The sequence below is a fragment of the Methylobacterium sp. J-072 genome, assembly GCF_022829425.1.
In the GTDB taxonomy this organism is placed as follows: domain Bacteria; phylum Pseudomonadota; class Alphaproteobacteria; order Rhizobiales; family Beijerinckiaceae; genus Methylobacterium.
This window is the reverse complement of record NZ_JAKSYK010000180.1, coordinates 246629-263660: the sequence shown is the minus strand read 5'-3', so window position 1 is coordinate 263660 and position 17032 is coordinate 246629. Positions and strand designations below refer to the sequence as shown.

17 protein-coding genes and 1 tRNA gene are annotated in these 17032 nt (G+C 66.4%); 9 read left to right on the top strand and 9 right to left on the bottom strand.

The genetic code is table 11. The features are described 5' to 3' along the window. Positions 1–49 precede the first annotated feature (49 nt). Positions 50–1093 carry a MaoC family dehydratase gene (locus tag MKK67_RS22655; RefSeq protein ID WP_243969663.1) on the bottom strand — a complete coding sequence of 348 codons (1044 nt, stop codon included), beginning with the start codon at positions 1091–1093 and terminating at the stop codon, positions 50–52. 12 nt (positions 1094–1105) lie between these two features. After that, positions 1106–1408: a YggT family protein gene (locus MKK67_RS22650; protein WP_007567711.1), complete on the bottom strand. Its 303-nt coding sequence runs from the start codon at positions 1406–1408 to the stop codon at positions 1106–1108. A 123-nt stretch (positions 1409–1531) separates the two neighbouring features. Here MKK67_RS22650 and MKK67_RS22645 point away from each other — a divergent pair. Both MKK67_RS22645 and MKK67_RS22640 read left to right on the top strand, forming a co-directional pair. After that, positions 1532–1607, top strand: a tRNA-Ala gene (locus MKK67_RS22645). 369 nt (positions 1608–1976) lie between these two features. Beyond that, a complete protein-coding gene (locus tag MKK67_RS22640) occupies positions 1977–2594 on the top strand; it encodes a glutathione S-transferase family protein (RefSeq protein ID WP_243969661.1) in 618 nt (205 codons plus the stop codon). Positions 2595–2627: 33 nt separating this feature from the next. On the opposite strand, the gene MKK67_RS22635 is transcribed toward MKK67_RS22640, so the two are convergent. From MKK67_RS22635 to MKK67_RS22625, 3 genes are all read right to left on the bottom strand, one after another. Then, the gene (locus tag MKK67_RS22635; RefSeq protein ID WP_243969659.1) at positions 2628–2885 is read right to left on the bottom strand and encodes a DUF6894 family protein; all 258 of its coding nucleotides are present in this window, start codon (positions 2883–2885) and stop codon (positions 2628–2630) included. 66 nt (positions 2886–2951) lie between these two features. Beyond that, positions 2952–3740 carry a Crp/Fnr family transcriptional regulator gene (locus MKK67_RS22630; RefSeq protein ID WP_243969657.1) on the bottom strand — a complete coding sequence of 263 codons (789 nt, stop codon included), beginning with the start codon at positions 3738–3740 and terminating at the stop codon, positions 2952–2954. Positions 3741–4201: 461 nt separating this feature from the next. Then, positions 4202–4450, bottom strand: coding sequence for a hypothetical protein (locus MKK67_RS22625; protein ID WP_243969655.1), 249 nt, complete (start codon positions 4448–4450; stop codon positions 4202–4204). A 280-nt stretch (positions 4451–4730) separates the two neighbouring features. On the opposite strand from MKK67_RS22625, the gene MKK67_RS22620 reads away from it, so the two are divergent. Beyond that, positions 4731–5474: a Crp/Fnr family transcriptional regulator gene (locus MKK67_RS22620; protein WP_243969653.1), complete on the top strand. Its 744-nt coding sequence runs from the start codon at positions 4731–4733 to the stop codon at positions 5472–5474. Beyond that, complete coding sequence (locus MKK67_RS22615) at positions 5471–5725, top strand: hypothetical protein (protein ID WP_243969651.1); 255 nt, start codon at positions 5471–5473, stop codon at positions 5723–5725. The genes MKK67_RS22620 and MKK67_RS22615 overlap by 4 nt, the downstream gene beginning before the upstream one ends. A gap of 287 nt (positions 5726–6012) precedes the next feature. On the opposite strand, the gene MKK67_RS22610 is transcribed toward MKK67_RS22615, so the two are convergent. The 4 genes from MKK67_RS22610 to MKK67_RS22595 form a co-directional block, all read right to left on the bottom strand. Further along, positions 6013–8502, bottom strand: a complete 2490-nt coding sequence (locus MKK67_RS22610) for a TonB-dependent siderophore receptor (protein WP_243969649.1) — start codon at positions 8500–8502, stop codon at positions 6013–6015. Positions 8503–8672: 170 nt separating this feature from the next. Continuing rightward, positions 8673–9683 (bottom strand): FecR family protein, encoded by a 1011-nt coding sequence (locus tag MKK67_RS22605; protein WP_243969647.1) that lies wholly within the window; start codon positions 9681–9683, stop codon positions 8673–8675. 90 nt (positions 9684–9773) lie between these two features. Next, on the bottom strand, positions 9774–10319 hold the full coding sequence (locus tag MKK67_RS22600) for an RNA polymerase sigma factor (protein WP_243969645.1): 546 nt from the start codon (positions 10317–10319) through the stop codon (positions 9774–9776). 855 nt (positions 10320–11174) lie between these two features. Further along, positions 11175–12161, bottom strand: a complete 987-nt coding sequence (locus MKK67_RS22595; protein WP_243969643.1) for a GlxA family transcriptional regulator — start codon at positions 12159–12161, stop codon at positions 11175–11177. A 169-nt stretch (positions 12162–12330) separates the two neighbouring features. Between MKK67_RS22595 and solA the strand changes: the two genes are divergently transcribed. The 5 genes from solA (at position 12331) to MKK67_RS22570 (ending at position 16861) form a co-directional block, all read left to right on the top strand. Continuing rightward, entirely contained in the window at positions 12331–13500 is a 1170-nt protein-coding gene (solA, locus tag MKK67_RS22590; RefSeq protein ID WP_243969641.1) for an N-methyl-L-tryptophan oxidase, read from the top strand. A 71-nt stretch (positions 13501–13571) separates the two neighbouring features. After that, positions 13572–14414: a transporter substrate-binding domain-containing protein gene (locus MKK67_RS22585; RefSeq protein WP_243969638.1), complete on the top strand. Its 843-nt coding sequence runs from the start codon at positions 13572–13574 to the stop codon at positions 14412–14414. Positions 14415–14451: 37 nt separating this feature from the next. Beyond that, positions 14452–15201 carry an amino acid ABC transporter permease gene (locus MKK67_RS22580; RefSeq protein ID WP_243969636.1) on the top strand — a complete coding sequence of 250 codons (750 nt, stop codon included), beginning with the start codon at positions 14452–14454 and terminating at the stop codon, positions 15199–15201. Beyond that, complete coding sequence (locus MKK67_RS22575; RefSeq protein ID WP_243969634.1) at positions 15198–16079, top strand: amino acid ABC transporter permease; 882 nt, start codon at positions 15198–15200, stop codon at positions 16077–16079. Before MKK67_RS22580 ends, MKK67_RS22575 begins: the two co-directional genes overlap by 4 nt. A gap of 17 nt (positions 16080–16096) precedes the next feature. Next, positions 16097–16861: an amino acid ABC transporter ATP-binding protein gene (locus MKK67_RS22570; protein ID WP_279601764.1), complete on the top strand. Its 765-nt coding sequence runs from the start codon at positions 16097–16099 to the stop codon at positions 16859–16861. Positions 16862–17032: the final 171 nt, after the last annotated feature.

Sequence of the window (17032 nt, the reverse complement as noted above, 5' to 3'; positions counted from 1 at the left end):
CCCTACAGGGAGGGCTCTATCCAGACCGGGCCTCCTGTGAAGCCCCGGCCTACTTCGGCACGAACGCCCAGTAATCCAGATCGAGGATCACGGCCGGGTCGTAGCCCTCCCCCGCCCGGTCCGGAAAAGCACCGCAGGCCTGGTTCTTGGTGGCGACCGTGCGCAGGCGCAGGAGGCCGACATCGGCGCGGCCGACATCGGCGGCGTCCAAAACCTCGCTCCAGGCATAGACCGTGTCGCCGGCAAAGAGCGGCGCCACGTGGCGGCCGGCATTGATGCCGGCGAGCGCGAAGGCGTTGCCCAACCCGTTGAAGCTGAGCGCCCGGGCCAGGGAGATCACGTGCCCACCATAGATCAGCCGGCGGCCGAACCGGGTGTCCTTGGCGGCCAGGCCGTCGAAATGGACCTTGGCGGTATTCTGGAACAGGCGCGTGGCGATCTGGTGCTCGGCCTCCTCGACGGTCATGCCGTCGACATGGTCGATCTTTTCCCCGACCGCGTAGTCGGCGAAGCGGTGCGGGCTGCCGGCGAGTTCCGAATCGTAGGCGGCCGAGGACAGCTTCGGCAGGGCGCCCGCGAGGTCCTGCGGATCGACCACCTTGGCCAGCGTCGGCACGTGCTCCTCGGCGATCGCGGCCTCCGGGTCGCGCTTGCGCACCAGCACCCAGCGGCAATAGCTCAGCACGGTCTCGCCAGCCTCGTCGGAGCCCACCGAACGGACATAGACCACGCCGGTCTGGCGGTTCGAACTCTCCTTGAGGCCGATCACCTCGGAGACGGTCGACAGGGTCTCGCCCGGATAGACCGGCCGGCGGAACCCGCCCTCCGCGTAGCCGAGATTGGCGAGCGCGTTGAGCGAGACGTCCGGCACGGTCTTGCCGAACACCATGTGGAAGGTCAGCAGGTCGTCGAGCGGGCTTTTGGGATACCCGAAGGCCCGGGCGAAGGCGTCCGACGATTGCACGGCGAAGCGCGGGCCGTAGAGGCCGGTGTAGAGGGCGACGTCGCCCACCGTGACGGTGCGGGGCGTGGCGTGGCGGATGGTCTCGCCGAGGCGGAAATCCTCGAAGAACCGGCCTGGATTTGTCTTCACGGTCGCTCGATCCTACTGCGCGTAGATATACGCCTGGGGGACGGCATATTCGTGCAGAAGGCGGCTGATGAACAGCAGCAGCAGGATCAGGATGATCGGCGAGATGTCGACGCCGCCGAGATTGGGCAGCAGGTTGCGGATCGGCCGCAGCACCGGCTCGGTGATCCGGTAGAGCACCTCGCCGATCTGGGCGACGATCGGGTTGCGGACATTCACGACGTTGAACGCCACGAGCCAGCTCAGGACCGCGCTGGCGATGAGGACGTAGATGAAGAGCTGGACGACCGTGTCGAAGAGCCAGATCAGGGCGTTCATGCGGGTTCGCGCGTATCCTCGGGGCGCCCGCGCGGCGGCCCCGATGATCGGGGCGCGGCGGGCGGCGGTGAAACAGGAATTGACAGGCTGAGCCGCCCGCGCCTACAAGGCCGGCGCCTCGACGGGGCTGTAGCTCAGATGGGAGAGCGCCGCAATCGCACTGCGGAGGTCAGGGGTTCGATTCCCCTCAGCTCCACCAGGCCTTCCTGGTGGAAATTTAGCGTCCTGCGCTCTTCGGCGATATCGCTGCGGGGACCAGGGCTTAGCGGCGGCCTGCACGGTCTCCCGCCACCGTCGTCACCGCTCCGCCGGCCAGCTTTGGGCCTGAACACGCGCTCGTTCTCGGCGTCGGCAATGCCGTCTTCCGGCTTACCCAACTGACACAGGCTTGGAGACCGTTTCGCGGCCCGGTGTGAGACGCGCGTTCGCGGGGCCATCCCGGTGTAACGGATCCATGCCGAGCGCGACGCGGATCGGGGATCGTCGGATGCCCCCCTGACATCCGCGCGTCTTTCGCATCTGCGCCGCAGCCGTTAGCGATGCGAACGTGCACATCGAGGCCCCTGCGATGATCGAGCTGTATGCCTGGAACACACCCAACGCGCGCAAGATCAGCGTCGCCCTGGAGGAGATGAGCCTGCCCTACCGGGTCAGGACCGTCGACATCACGAAGGGGGAGCAGTTCGATCCGGCCTTCCTGGCGATCAGCCCGAACAATCGCATCCCCGCCATCGTCGATCCGGACGGGCCCGGCGGTCCGATCGCGGTGTTCGAGTCGGGCGCGATCCTGCTGTACCTCGCCGAGAAGTCGGGCCGGTTCCTGCCGGCCGATCCGCGCCGGCGCATGGCCGTGCTGGAGTGGCTGATGTGGCAGATGGGCGGGTTCGGACCGATGCCGGGGCAGGTCCACCATTTCCTCGGCGTCGCAGAGAAGGACCGAGCCTACGGATTGGAGCGCTATCTGAAGGAGACCCACCGGCTCTACGGCGTGCTGGATCGGCGCTTGGCGGCGGTGGAGTTTGTGGCCGACGCGCTGTCGATCTCGGATTTCGCCATTCTGGGTTGGGCGTGGCGGCACGAGCGTCATCAGGTCGATCTCGCCGACTACCCGCATGTGAGGCGCTGGTACGACACGATGATGGCCCGGCCGGCGGTGCAGCGGGGCTTCGCGGTCGCATTGAGCTGAGGGCGCAGGCAGCTCGCAACTGCTGGAGGAGGGCTAAGACGACGAACCCGCACGTGGAACGTGCCACTCACCGACCAAGGCGAGCGAGGCGGAGTAGACCGCCGTCCCGTCCTCATCGCGCACCCGAACCGAATAGGTGCGACGATCCCGGTCCGGGAACTTGTTACGCGCCATTTCCGGGAGGGCATCCAATGCCTCGATGCGAGCGGCGTCGAGGCTGGGCAATTCGAAGCCCTCATCGTCCTCATGGCGGAAGTGGCCGTCGTCGGTGTCGAAAAAAAAATGGGGCATGAGATATCCGATCTCGCTCAGGCGGGAGCATTCGCATCTCTCAGCCGCTGACGCCCAAATGTTCGATCAGCGATGTGTTTGGTTCTGCCTCATTCGGGGGCTGAGGTTTGTAGCCTGTGTTGGTGAAGCCGAAGTTTTTTTCGCTCTTGGCGTGTGATGCAGGTAGGTTGGGACGAAGTCGCAGAACGCTTTCAGCCGAGCCACATCTGGGATCTCAAGGCGACGCTTCTTGAGGACGATCAGGTCTTCGGACCGCAGGTGTTTCATCACGCGGTTCACGTGAACCGGCGTCAGACCGAGCATGTCGGCGAGGTCAATCTGGGTGAAGGGCAAAGCGTAACCGTCCTTCTCCGCCAAGCCGACCACACGCAGGCGCAGCAGCAGCTCGCAGAACAGGTGTGCCATCCGCTCGGCGGCCTCGCGTCCCGCCAAGCTGACGAGCCACTCGCGCAGTACGGCCTCATCGACGAGGGTCGCCCACCAGAGAGCGTGAGCGATGCGGGGATGGTTCTCGGTCAGGTCCTGGATGGTGGCGCGTGGGATCTCCACCACGGTGCACGGCGTCATCGTGCCGAGCGAATGGTCCATCTCGTCGAGGATGGCGACGTGCAGGTCGCAGAAATCGCCCGGCACCATGAGGGCAGTGATGTGGCGCTGACCCTTCGGCAGGATCTTGTAGCGGCAGACGAAGCCGGAGAGGACGAGATGCACGTTATCGGGTCGATCTTCCTCGCTGGTGAGATCCTGACGGGCTGGGACCGGTCGGCTATGCAGGCTCGCGCGCCGCAACGTCACGAGATCGGCCTCGGTTAGTCCGCCTGCGGTGCTGAGCTTGCGGATCAGGGTCTCGATCATGGCTCACGACGCGCTCTTCGGCGGTCGTTTCGCCCCGAGCCGGACGGCGTATCGCAATGATGCGGGATAGGCTTCGAGATCGGCGCGTCGAGAGACACGCAATCCGGCGGCACCATACCATCATATATTGTGTTTCCGGCAGCGCATGAGATTGAGTACAGTTCCAGACCTTCGGGCCACCCTGGGTCCTATCGTGGATGGGCCTGCGGCTCCCCACATGCGAGAGATGATCATCTTCAAGCCGAACCCCCACAAGCTGCGGATCACCCCATCTGCGAAGGAGCCCGGCCGGTTCGATTGGTCGGTCACGCGGGATGATATAGTCGTGCGCCAGTCGGCCCGGTCCTTCGGCTCGGAGGGCGCGTCAGAGGCGAGCGGCGATGCGGCGTTTCGAGAAATCACGTCTCAGTGGCTGAGCGGACGCTAGCTGCTGTCCGCTCGCAACTGACCGGGCGCGACGGCTACACCCGCTCCGGCTGCGCGAGCATGATGGCGGCACGGATGGCGGCCCGCCGAAGCTCCGGGCTTGCCCAGAACTGACCCATGAGCGTTTGGGCGAAGGGGTGGGCTGCAACGGCCGCGGCGGGGTCGATCCGATAAATCTCACCGAACGAGACCGGACCAGAGGTTGGATCGTCGATGTAGGCGTCCACCACGGCGGTGACATCGTCCTCGACGATGTCGAGGGTGGCGAACAGGTCGAGCGTCATGAGCCGGTTTGCCATGCCGACGCCGTAGCCGCTTCACCGGGGCCCGGCTCTGATTGAGGTTAACACGGTGCGTGCAGCCCGGTCACGTAACCGTGAGGTCCACCATCTCAACAGACGGGGGCGACCATGCGGAGCACCGGGATCGCCGAAAATCTTAACGCAGGTTTGATCGCCGCGTTAATACACCTCCTACGCTCATAGGATCGTCAGCCGCTCCGGTACAGGTGCTGCCGCCTGGGAGAGCCGTGTGCTTCCGCCTGCGACGCAAGGCGACGCCACGATGGCTGCAAAGCTCCCCCACGCCCTCTACCCGCTCATCCGCAAGCTGGAGAGCGTCACCCGCCTCTCTGACGAGGAACGACGGGCGATTGAGAGCCTGCCGGTCCGTGTCCGGACCCTCACGGCGCGACAGGACATCGTGCGGGACGGAGACCGGGCGACCCAGTGCTGTGTCATCCTGGAAGGCTGGGCCTGTCGCTACAAGTTCCTGAGCGAGGGGCGCCGCCAGATCTTCTCGTTCCACATCGCGGGCGACATCCCGGATTTGCAGAGCCTGCACATCCCGCTGATGGACCACACCCTCGGGACGATGACCCAGGCTACCGTGGCGTTTGTCCCGCACGAGAGCATGCACGACCTCACGGCCCGCTTCCCGACCATCGCCGCCGCGCTTTGGCGTGACACGCTGATCGACGCGGCGATCTTCCGGGAGTGGTTGATCGCCATGGGTCGTCGCCCGGCCTTCGAGCACTTAGCGCACCTCCTCTGCGAACTGTACCTGAAGCAGGAGGCGGTCGGTCTGGCGGGCGATTACCGCTGCCCCCTGCCGGTTACCCAGATCGATCTCGCTGATGCTACGGGTATGACCAGCGTCCACATCAACCGCGTATTGAAGGAGATGCGCGGTCGCGGGTTGATCACGCTGCACCGGCAGACGCTGGTGGTGAAGGCGTGGGACGAGCTTGTCCGCGCCTCCGAGTTCGACGCGACCTACCTGCACTTGCAGAAGCGAGCGGCGGGATGACCCTGCACCTCCAGCCGGTGCGTGTCGCCACCGGCAGTGAAGACGGCGACGGTCAGCTTGTGTTCGCGGACGGGTTCCTCGTGGCGGTGCTGGTGCAACTCTCCGGGCAGCACGGCGCATTCGCGGGCATGTGGTTCCTGGAGGCCGGCTTCGGTCTGACCGCGGTGATGAGCGCTCCCCTCTTCTTGGACCTCGATGCGGCTCAAGACTGGATCGGGCGGCACCTCAGCATGAAGCGAGGCAGCGGGTAGCTCGGGCTACGGGTTCGGAAGGCTATCAGGGGCCACCGCCACGAGGGCTTGATCAAGCTGGCGTAGCGGCTTTCGCCGTCACCTGGGATGAAGGCTCGCACGAGGGAACGTAGGCGCACCACCCATAAGCGTACGTTACGCGAACGATCCGTCTAAGGATCACAATCCGACCGCGGCGCTGCATCCGGAAACGGCCGGGTGAAAAAGCTCTGCGCGTCCTCGACGCGCAGAACCATCCAGGCTGAGTTAACGATCCGTCGGGGCTCTTCGGGCGATGTCCCTGCCCGTCACCAACGATATCGCAGCGTTGCGAGGATCGTCTGCCTATTGCCATAGAAGCACCCGGTGGCAGCGATGCACGTCGTCACGTAGGTTTTGTCGAAAAGATTCGTCGCGTTGAGCGCGAGATCGACGCCCTTCAGGGCGGGATAGCGATACCCGAAATCATACCGCAAGGCCGCGTCGACGAGCGTGACGACCGGTGTCCGATAGAGATTGGCGTTGTCGCCCACCGAAACACCGATGTAGCGGACGCCCGCTCCCAGGCCGAGGCCCGCCCAGTCGCCCGTCCGGATCGTATAGTCGAGCCAGACGGACGCCTGATGGCGCGGAACGAACGGCAATTCGTTCCCGACGATGCTGGCTCCCGTCGCATCGGCGTTCGCCTTGGTGAATCGGCTGGTCATGGCCGCATAGGAGGCGACGAGGTCGAGACTGTCGGTCAGGCTCGCCTTGGCCTCGAGTTCCAGCCCGCGGACCCGTGCCGCGCCGGCCTGGGTGTTGAAGCGGAAGTCGACGGCGTCCGGCGTCAGCACGTTCTGCTGCTTCAGGTCGAAGACCGCCCCGGTCAGCAGGAGGTTCGTTCCCGTCGGCTGCACCTTGATGCCGCCCTCGATCTGATCCCCGGTGGTGGGCGCGAACGGCGAGCCGAGCCGGTTCGTGCCGGAGGTCGGCTGGAACGAGGTTGCGTAGCTCACATAGGGGGCGAAGCCGCCGTCGAAGAGATAGCTCAGGCCGACGCGACCGGTGAAGGCGGCATCGTCCTGCTTCACCCGCGCCAATGCACCGGTCGCGGCCGTCCGGGTGCGGGTGAGGGCGTCGGCCCAGTCCTGCCGCCCGCTCAGCGTGAGGCTGAAGCCGCCGAAGCGGATCTCGTCCTGGGCGTAGAGGCCGACTTGGTTCCGGCTCTGCGTCGTCCGTGCGCCCAGCGGCGGCCGGGTGACCGTGCCCGCGTAGACCGGCGCGAAGATGTTGACCGAGGGGACGACCCGCAATTGCGATTCGTCATAGCGGGCATCCTCGCGCAGGAAATCGACGCCGAGGAGCAGGGTATGGTCGAAGGGTCCGGTGGAGAAGTGCGCCTCCGCCTGATTGTCGACGTTGAACAGGTTCGAGCGCTCCGGGAAGGCCCAGGCGTAGCGGGAGAGCGTGCGGCCGTCGGCCCCGAGCCCGATGGCCTGAACCCGCTGGGTGTCGGCCTCCACATGCGCGAAGCGTAGGTTCTGGCGCACGGTCCAGACATCGTTGAACCGATGTTCGAAGGCGTAGCCGATGAAGCCCTGGTCGAGCTTGAAGCGGTCGTAGTTCGGTTCACCGATGAACCGGCTGGTGGGAATGCGCCCGCGCGGGTTCGTGTACAGGGTGCCGAGCGTCGGCAGGCCTTGTGGCGCGCCGCCTCCGGGCGAATTGATGTGCAAGTATTGCGAGAGGATCGTGAACGACGTGTCGGAATCCGGCCGGAACGTGACGCTCGGCGCGATGAAGACTCGGTCCTCCTCCAGATAATCGACCTGGGTGCCGGTGGTGCGGGCGAGCCCGGTCAGCCGGTACAGGACCCGGCCGTCCGGATCGATCGGACCCGACAGATCGAAGGCGGCCTGTGCGCGTCCGAAGCTGCCGGTCTGGAGCTGGATCTCGCGCACGGGAACCGCGCTCGGCCGCTTGCTGACGAGGTTGAGCAGACCGCCCGGCGAGTTCTGCCCGTAGAGCCCCGAGGCCGGGCCCTTCAGCAATTCGATGCGCTCCAGGCCGTAGGATTCGATGCGCGGCTGCGAGTATCCGCGTGCACCGAACGGCAGGCGCAACCCGTCGAGGTAGCGCCCGGGCACGAAGCCGCGGACGTAGAGCCAATCGTAGCGCACGTCCGTGCCGTACTGGGTGAGAACCCCCGGCGTGTAGAGAAGCGCCTGGCTGACGCTCTGCGCCTGCCGATCCTCGATCTCCTTTCGGCCGATGACGTTGACCGCCTGGGGCGTTTCGAGAAGCGACGTGCCGGTCTTGGTCGCGGTCGTGCTGCGCCGGGCGACGTAGCCGTTCGTGGGTCCGATGGCGGTGTCGCTGGTCACCTCCAGCGCATCCAGGACGACGGCGCCGTCCTGGATGCCGGCGGGGTCGGCCTCGGCCACGACGCCTACGAGGGTCGCCGAGCGCTGGGCCGTGAATTGCGGCACCAGACCCGTGCCCGAAAGCAATAGCCGGAGCGCTTCCACCCGGTCGTAGCGTCCGGTGATCGGTGTCGCGCGGAGCCGGCGAGTCGCGTGACTGTCGTAGATCAACTGGACGCCGCTGATCGCCCCGTAGGCCGCGAGGGCCTCATCCAGGGGCTGAGCCGCAATGGCGAAATCCAGGATCTCGTCCGCATCTGCGACGATCGCGGCAATGCGGGTGATCCGCGCGCCGATGGCCGTCCCGTCCCGTCCCGCGTGGTCGATGGCCGCCGAGGTCGGCGTCGGCATGGCGAGCACCAGCGCCGCGACCCCACTCAATCCGATGACCATACGACAGCCATTCCCCGTCCGGTTCGCCCCGCGTCCTCGCACCGTCATTCGCCCCACCGTCCCCGCGCGGTTTGCAACCGCGGTCCGGCGGGTCATGATCGCCCGCCTGACTCTTCAGACGTGCTCCGGGTGACGAGCCCGCAAAAAAACTGGTGGCTCCCGCGCCGGCCTCAGCGGAGAACGACGAGCCGGTCGCCGAGTCGCACCTCCGACAGGGCGAGCGCGGTACGGATGCTGCGGAGGGCTTCTTCCGGACGCGCCAGATGAAAAATCCCTGTCACGCGTCTCGCGGCGGCCGCCGAACTGGCCAGGACGATGCGACCGGGGCGGTATCGGTTGAGATCGTCCACGACCTCCGACAGGGGCGTGTCGCGGAAGACGAGAAGGCCACGCCGCCATGCCGCCGCATGGGCGACGTCGATGGGGTGAACGCCGCGCGCATCCGGCCCGATCCTGATTTCCTGCCCTGCCGTGAGGCGCGTCGCCTGTGATCCCGCCGCGGGAACGACCGTGATGGCGCCGGACAGGCAGGACATGTCGGCGTCCACGCCGCCGACCCAACCGGAGAGGCCTTCGCTCGGCTTGCAGCGCACGATGAACTCCGCGGGCTGGCTCGGCTCGGTGACGAGACGCCCCTGGCCCGCGCCCAGGGTGAGGGCCGCATGCCCGCTCGGGACCGTAACGGCCACCGAGCCCGCATGCAGGACCATGTCGTGTCCCTCGTCGTCGAGGTCGGCGTCCAGGGCGGTTTCGGCATCCAGCTCGAGGCGGATGCCGCCCGACAGGACCACCGTTCGGATCTCACCGGTTCCTGTCCGATAGGCCGCACTCAGCACCGGCCATCGCAACGCAAGCGTGGCACCGGCGGCGATCGAGGCCGATGCGATGCCTCCCGCGGCCACCCGGCGGAGCATGCGGCGCCGGGTCATCGCCAGCAGGTCACCGCGGCTGGCCGGCGCGCGCGCTGGGCCGGCAAGGGCTTGGCCCGCCTGCTTCCAGAGTCCTGCTGCAGCCCGGAAGGCGGCGTCCTGCTCCGGATCGGAGCGCCAGGTGGCAAGCGCCTGTGCGTCGTCCTGCGTCGCGGTGCCTGACGTCAGGCGAACCACCCAGGCGTGCGCTTCCTGCGCAATGCATCGGTCCCTGTCGGCGGACGGTCTGCCATGATAGTCCGGCGCGCTCATTCGTCTCTCGCCGTTTGCCGGAAGCGTTTCGAGCGATCTCCTGAAGGGCATTCCATGCCGGGGATCATTGTCATCAGGACGACGCCGCGATCAATCCGGCGACCGTCCGGATCGCAGACGGTCGGCACAATGATCAAGAGCCATCCTAACCTCTGCCTCCACGGTGCGGAGCGATACGCCAAGACGGGCGGCGATCGACGCGTGACTCAGACCTTCGATCCGGCTGAGCCGGAAGGCCTCGGCGCGCCGGAAAGGCAGTTCGCGCAGTGCCGCATCGAGAGCCTGCAACTCACCACGCGAATGAGCGAACTGCTCCGGGCCCGGTGTCTCGTCGGCAACCATTAGGAGCTCGTCTATCTCGATGGCCGTGAGGATGCGAGATCGGCGCACCTGCGCACGTTTGTGGTCGAGGACGAGGTTCGCGGCGATCTGAAACAGGAAGGCGCGCTCGTTGTGGAGACGTGTCTGGCTGTGTCCCGAATGTGCGATCCGGAGGAATGCCTCGTGCGCCAAATCCGACGCATCGCTTTGGCCGACTTTCCGACCCAGAAAGCGCAGCAATGCTTTACAATGGGTACGATAAAGTCTCGCTAAATGACTTGCGCGCGCCTCGCGCGAAGGAGTGACGACAGGCATCGACCTCTACCAGCGACAGATCGCCGGAGCAATTAAGCAGCGTCATGGCGTATCGTAGCGATACGCCATTTGGCAAGAACATAAAAACTATACCTCAGAGCACAAAGTCAGTTTGTATTTATTCTACGTTGAAAGTTATCAATGAGCGACGGCACTGCGATCGCGAAGAAGCTTCACGTGAGGTCGCCGGTGAGCGTGCATATACCAAGACACGTTGGCGGCATCCGTCTCACGCAACGCATCACGGAATCAACGGTGGGACCAACGACCGTTTCTGGGCTCGTCCCGAACCAGCTCCTCCGATGGAATCGGGTCGTGAGCGGGCGGGGCGACAACGTCCGCTTCGCCGCCTTCCCGAAAGCAGACCAGCCGAAAGCCTTCGAGCAGCCATTCGGCTTCCGACCGGATCCTGCCGGGCGTCGAACGGCGGCTTTTTGAATATGACGCTCGAAAGCCGACTGGCAGAAGACCACCCAACCCAGTCGTAGATCTCTGCCGCGTCGACAGCCTGGAAGCGGACCTTCCCAGGTCCACACTGGCTCGCACGCAGCCGCGGACGATCACGGCGCATCTCGTTCCGCGGCGTGCCCTTATGCGAATGGCCCCGCGTCGAAGCCGTTTCACCAATGTCCGCAATGGTGAGCGACCGAGGCCTTTGAAATGGCCGGGATGGGCGCATAGCCGAACGGCGGGTTTTACGCGGATTGGCGATCCGGTCTGACGTCGTCTGGCCGAACGCGGAATATCGACTTCCCGGTGAGCGGACACCACGTCTCGACTGCCGAAATCCTTACGGCGTCATATGTCAGATCACCCCGGAAATCGAGCTTGACGGTTCTCTAGTTTTATATTGCCTCAACGTTCCGAGGATGGGCTGCAGCCGAAATGAGACTTGTAGATTCGTGAGAAATGGGCTGCGCTTGAAAAGCCGCAGGCCGTCGCGATCTCCCCGATCCTGAGCGGGCTCTGACGCAGCAGGCGACGGCCATGGGAGAGGCGGATCGCCCGGTACTGGGCCGAGAAGCTCAGGCCCCGCTTGTCGAGGAAGAGGCGGTCGAGGTGACGGGCGCTGACCGAGGCGAGGCGGGCCATGGCTTGGCGGTCGAGGGGCGCTTCGACGGTCTTCTCCATGTTCTCGAGGACGGTGAGCAAGGCCGGATGATGGACGCCGTAGCGCTCAGCCGTCGAGGCGCGCTGCGGGTCATCCGCGGCACTGACCGCCGTGTGGAGGAACCAGTCTGAGACGCGGCGCGCGAATGCTGCCCCCATGCGCTCGGCGATCAACGTGTAGGCCATGTCGAGGGGGGCGACGCCGCCGCCGCAGGTCAGGCGATCGGCATCGGCGACATAGCGCGCGCTCGTGAGGCGTGCATCCGGGAACGCCTCGACCGTGGCACCCGTGTACTCCCAATGGACCGTGAAGGGGCGATCCGCCAGCAGGCCCGCCGCAGCCATCAGGTAGGGGCCACCCGAGATGCCGCCGATGCGCACGCCGAACCGGGCCATGCGCCGCAAAGCGGCGTGGATCGCGGGCTTGTCCCACCCGGTCGGCTCGCCGCCTGCGCAGACGAAGACCGTCTGCAGGTGACCAGGCTCGCGCGGTAACTCCTCGGTGGGGATCTCCGCCCCGGAAGAGGACGCGACCGAGCCCTCCATCTCTCCGAAGTAGCGCAGCCGGTAGAGGGGCCGGCCGGCGAGGTAATTCGCCGCCCGGAACGGCTCGCAAGCCGACGCGAACGACATCAACGCAAAGCCCGGCACGAGGATGAAGCCGATCTCGTACGGCCGATCCCCCGGCGCGGACGTGTCCTCCTTCGATGTCGGTGCCTTGAGTTGGCTCATCGGTGAAAGAAACCGTCTGCTGCGGTCAAGCGCAACAACCAGGGCGCGTCATTCTTGGGGGCTTCATCGTTATGCTTGAGATCGCCCGGATGCTCGGTTCCACCGCCCTACCCGTGTCGCCGCTGAAGACCCAATCCCGTCGCTGCGCCGACGTGCGGGGGCATCGTCGATGACGGGGCGGGTCGACGTCGCGGTCCTGGGACTCGGGGCCATGGGCAGCGCCACCCTCTACCAGCTGGCCAAACGCGGTGCCGCGGTGATCGGGCTCGACCGCTTCGCGCCGCCGCACGCGCTCGGGTCGAGCCATGGCGAGACCCGGATCACGCGCCAGGCCGTCGGGGAAGGGAGCGACTACGTCCCGTTCGTCACCGCGGCGCATCGGATCTGGCGGGAGTTGGAGGCGGAAACGGGCGAGACCCTGCTGAACGCCTGCGGCGCCCTGGTCATGGCCCCCGGTCACGGTGTCTCCTCCCACCACGGCAAGCCGGATTTCGTCGGCCGCTCGATCAGCGCGGCGCAGGGGGCCGGGATCGCGCACGAGGTGCTCGACGGGGCCGAGGTCGCCCGCCGCTTCCCGCAATTCCTGAACCTCGCCGGCGACGAGAAGGCCTATTACGAGCCGGGCGGCGGCACCGTGTTCCCGGAGCGCTGCATCGCGGCACAACTCACCCGTGCGGCCGCCCTGGGGGCCGAGATCCGGACCGGCTGCGAGGTGCGGGCGCTGCATCAGGACGGGTCCGGTGTCCGCATCGAGACCGCTGACGGCGTGATCCTGGCCGATCGCGCCGTGGTCGCCGCCGGCGCCTGGACCGCGCCGCTGCTCGGCCGGCCGTTCGACGGGCTGCTGACGGTCCGGCGCCAGCTCCTGCACTGGTACGCCCTGGCGGACGAAGCTGCGTATCGGCCGCGCTCGCCCGTCTTCATCTGGATGTACGGGACGGGCGACACGGACTACCTCTACGGCTTCCCGCCCATGGCGGGGGAGCGCTCCATCAAGGTTGCGACCGAGCAGTACAGCACCGCCACCTCCGCCGACGCAGTCGAGCGCCACGTCGATCCGTCGGAATCCGACGCGATGTACCGGCTGCGGGTTGAGAACCGGCTGGCCGGCGCCACCCCGGAGGTCGTGCGGGCCGCGGCCTGCGTCTACACGGTGACCCCCGATCGCGGCTTCATTATCGACCGGCATCCCGAGATGGATCGGGTACTCGTGGTCTCCGCCTGCTCGGGACACGGCTTCAAGCATTCGGCGGGCATTGGCGAGGCCGTCGCCGCCGACCTGACAGGGGGAGCCGGGCGACCCGACCTCACGCCGTTCGCGCTCGCACGCTTCGGTTGATCCGCCGGCCGGTGGCTCGTGGATTGCTAGAAACCATGCCAAGATCAGATCACCCGCGCAGGACCGAGCCGATGCGACACACGATCCGCACCTTCCTGACGACCGGTGCTCTGGCCGCGCTCGCGGCGGTCTCGGCTCTCGCGATGCCCGGCCAAGCATCGGCCGCGGACGGCGTCGACGCGATCAAGCAGCGCGGGACGCTGATCGTCGGCGTGAAGGCGGATTACAAGCCCTTCGGGTTCCGCGATCCGAGCGGCACGATCATCGGGCTCGAGCCCGATCTCGCCGCCGACCTGGCCAAGCGCCTCGGCGTGAAGCTCGAGCTGGTGCCGGTGGTCTCGGCTAACCGGATCGAGTTCCTCCAGCAAGGCAAGGTCGATCTCCTGATCGCCACGCTCTCGGACAAGCCGGAGCGCCGCCGGGTCGTGCAGGCCATCGACCCGCAATACTATTCCGACTTCGTGAACGTGCTGCTGCCCAAGACCTCCGGCATCACCGACTGGGCCCAGCTGAAGGGGAAGCCGCTCTGCGCGACCTCGGGGGCTTGGTACAACAAGGATGTCGCCCGCACCTACGGGGCGGAGATCGTCGCCTTCGACGGCTCCGAAAAGCCGCTCTTCGCGCTCAAGCAGGGCAATTGCCTCGGCTACGTCTACGACCAGAGCATGCTTCAGGGTAAGCTGCTCGACGACGATTGGAAGGCCGGCTACGCCCTGCCTCTCAAGGGGATCCTCGACGCACCGTGGATGATGGCGGTCGCGCAGGGCAACACCACGCTCCAGACGATGGTCGAGGACGCGACCAAGGACTGGATGAAGACCGGCTTCATCGTCGCCGGCGAGAAGAAGTGGGGCATCGAGCCCACCGCCTACTCGAAGGCGATGCACGAGAAGTACAAGAACGCGACCAACTGATGCGCGTCCGTTCGACGAGTCCAGGTGATCGACCGCAATGATCGAAGCGGTCCAGGCCTGGTTCCAGCGTCTCTACGAGACCACGGGCTTCAATTTCACGGTCTTCTACGACCTGTACGACTGGAACCGCTACGTCGCCGGCCTGCGGATGACGCTGCTGCTCGGGATCAGCACGATCCTGATCAGCCTCGTGATCGGCGCAGTCGGGGCGCTGCTGCAGGGCGGGCCGTCGCGCCTGCTGCGGGGGCTGGTCAACGGCTTCGTCGTGGTGTTCCGCAATACGCCGCCGCTGGTGCAGATCTTCTTCTTCTACTTCGGCCTCGGTACGCTCCTGCCGGACGTGCGCTCGGCCGACGGTCTGCGCGCTCCGATCCTCAACAACGTGCAATGGGCGATCGTCTCGCTCTCGCTGTTTGCGGGCGCGTTCAACGTCGAGATCTTCCGCTCCGGCATCGAGGCCGTGCCCAAGACCACCGTCGAGGCCGCCGAGGCGCTCGGCTACACCCGGTTCAAGGCCTACCGCCACGTTGTCCTGCCGCTGGCGCTCCGCGTCTGCCTGCCGGCGCTAAACAACAACCTGATCAACCTCCTGAAGACCACGACGCTTGCCTACGCCATCGCGGTCCCCGAGACGCTCTACGCGGTCAAGCAGATCTGGTCCGAGTCGCAGAACGTCCTCGAGATGATGCTCGTGCTGCTCGCGACCTACGCGGTGCTCGTGGGGGTGCTCGTCTGGATCATGCACCGCTGGGAGCGCGCGCTGCGCATCCCCGGATACGGCCGATGAACCCTTCGGACCGAAACGGCCCGCGTGCAGACGAGCGTCCGGAAGGTCGTCCGACTGATCTGCCGGTTCTCTTGCCGTTCGCCATTTCCAAAAACCGTCCGCCCGCGCGCCTGCGCCCCGTCCATGGCTGGCTGCTCTGCGGCCTCGCCGTCGTCGCCCTCCCGGCCTGGGCCCAGGGCGCGGGCGCGGGCGCGGCGCTGTCACCGCTGGAGGTGGTCATCAAGTGGGCGCCGCTCCTGCTCACGGGCTTCGCCTTCAATGTCGCGATCTCGCTGATGGCGATGGCGATCGGCACGCTCGCCGGCATCGGGCTCGGGCTGACCATGCTGGCCGAGGGCCGGGTGCTGCGCCGCATCGCGTGGTCGATCACGCAGGTTTTCCGCAACGTGCCCTGGCTGGTGCTGCTGTTCTTCGTGATGTTCCTGGTGCCGTTCCAGGTCACGGTGTTCGGACTCCGCGTGCCGCTGCCCGACTGGGTGAAGGCGACGTTCGGCTTCAGCCTGCCGGTGATGGCCAACGTCGCCGAGATCGTGCGCGGCGCCGTGCGCTCGGTGCCGAACACGCAATGGGAGGCGGCCGAATCCCTGGCCTTCACCCGGCGGCAAACGATGTGGCGCATCATCCTGCCCCAGTGCGCGAAGCGCATGCTGCCGCCCTGGATGAACGTCTATGCGCTCATCGCGATGGCCACCGTGCAGGCGTCGATCGTCGGGGTCACCGAGATGCTGACGCTGACCGCGCAGGTGCATGCCGCCGAGGGCGGCCGCCCCGAGCTGTTCGCCCCGCTCTACGGCTTCGCCCTGCTCTGCTTCTTTCTCTACTGCTACCCGATCGACCGGCTGACGGCTGGCCTGGAACGTCGCTTCGAGACCCGTTGAGCAGGATGCGCGCGACCATGGCCGGCACCCCGTCCCAGGGCTGGACGCCCGATCAGCCGATCGTCAGCCTCGTCGACGTGCACAAGTCCTTCGGGACGTTCGAGGTCCTGAAGGGTGTCAGCTTCGATGTGCGCAAGGGCGAGGTGGTCTGCATCATCGGGCCCTCCGGCTCCGGCAAGTCGACGCTGATCCGCTGCATCAACGCGCTGGTGCCGGTCACCGCGGGCTCGATCCGGGTCGAGGGGATCGAGGTCACCGATCCGCGCCTCGACAAGCTGGCGCTGCGCCGCAAGGTCGGGATGGTGTTCCAGCAGTACAACCTGTTCCCGCACAAGACCGCGCTGCAGAACGTGATGATGGCCCCCATCCACGTCCTCGGGCAGGATCGGCGCGAGGTCGAGGCCCGGGCTCGCGCCCTGCTCGCCAAGGTTCGGCTGGCCGGCAAGGAGGATGCGTATCCCGGCGAGCTGTCCGGCGGTCAACAGCAGCGCGTGGCCATTGCCCGCTCGCTCGCGATGCGACCCGACGTGATGCTGTTCGACGAGGTGACGGCGGCCCTGGACCCGGAGACGGTCAAGGAGGTGCTGGTCACGATCCGCGAACTGGCCGAGGAGGGCATGACGTGCATGCTCGTCACGCACGAGATGAACTTCGCCCGCGACGTGGCCGACCATATCTACTTCACCGATCGCGGCGTGATCGTCGAGCACGGCCCGCCTGCAACGTTCTTCGCATCCGCGCAGGACGAGCGCACCCGCCGCTTCCTCTCGCAGGTGCTTTGACACTCCTTTTGCGAATGGCCCAGCATCGCAGACTTGATGTTGAATGTCCGCTATAGAGGAGCGTTCGTGCCTCATGGAATGACCGGGTTGGGCGCACAGTAGCCGACCGGGTTTGGCCGAAAGTGGTCCGACCGGTTCCAACGCTCAAACTGGAAAAGCTGCCCTTCGGGC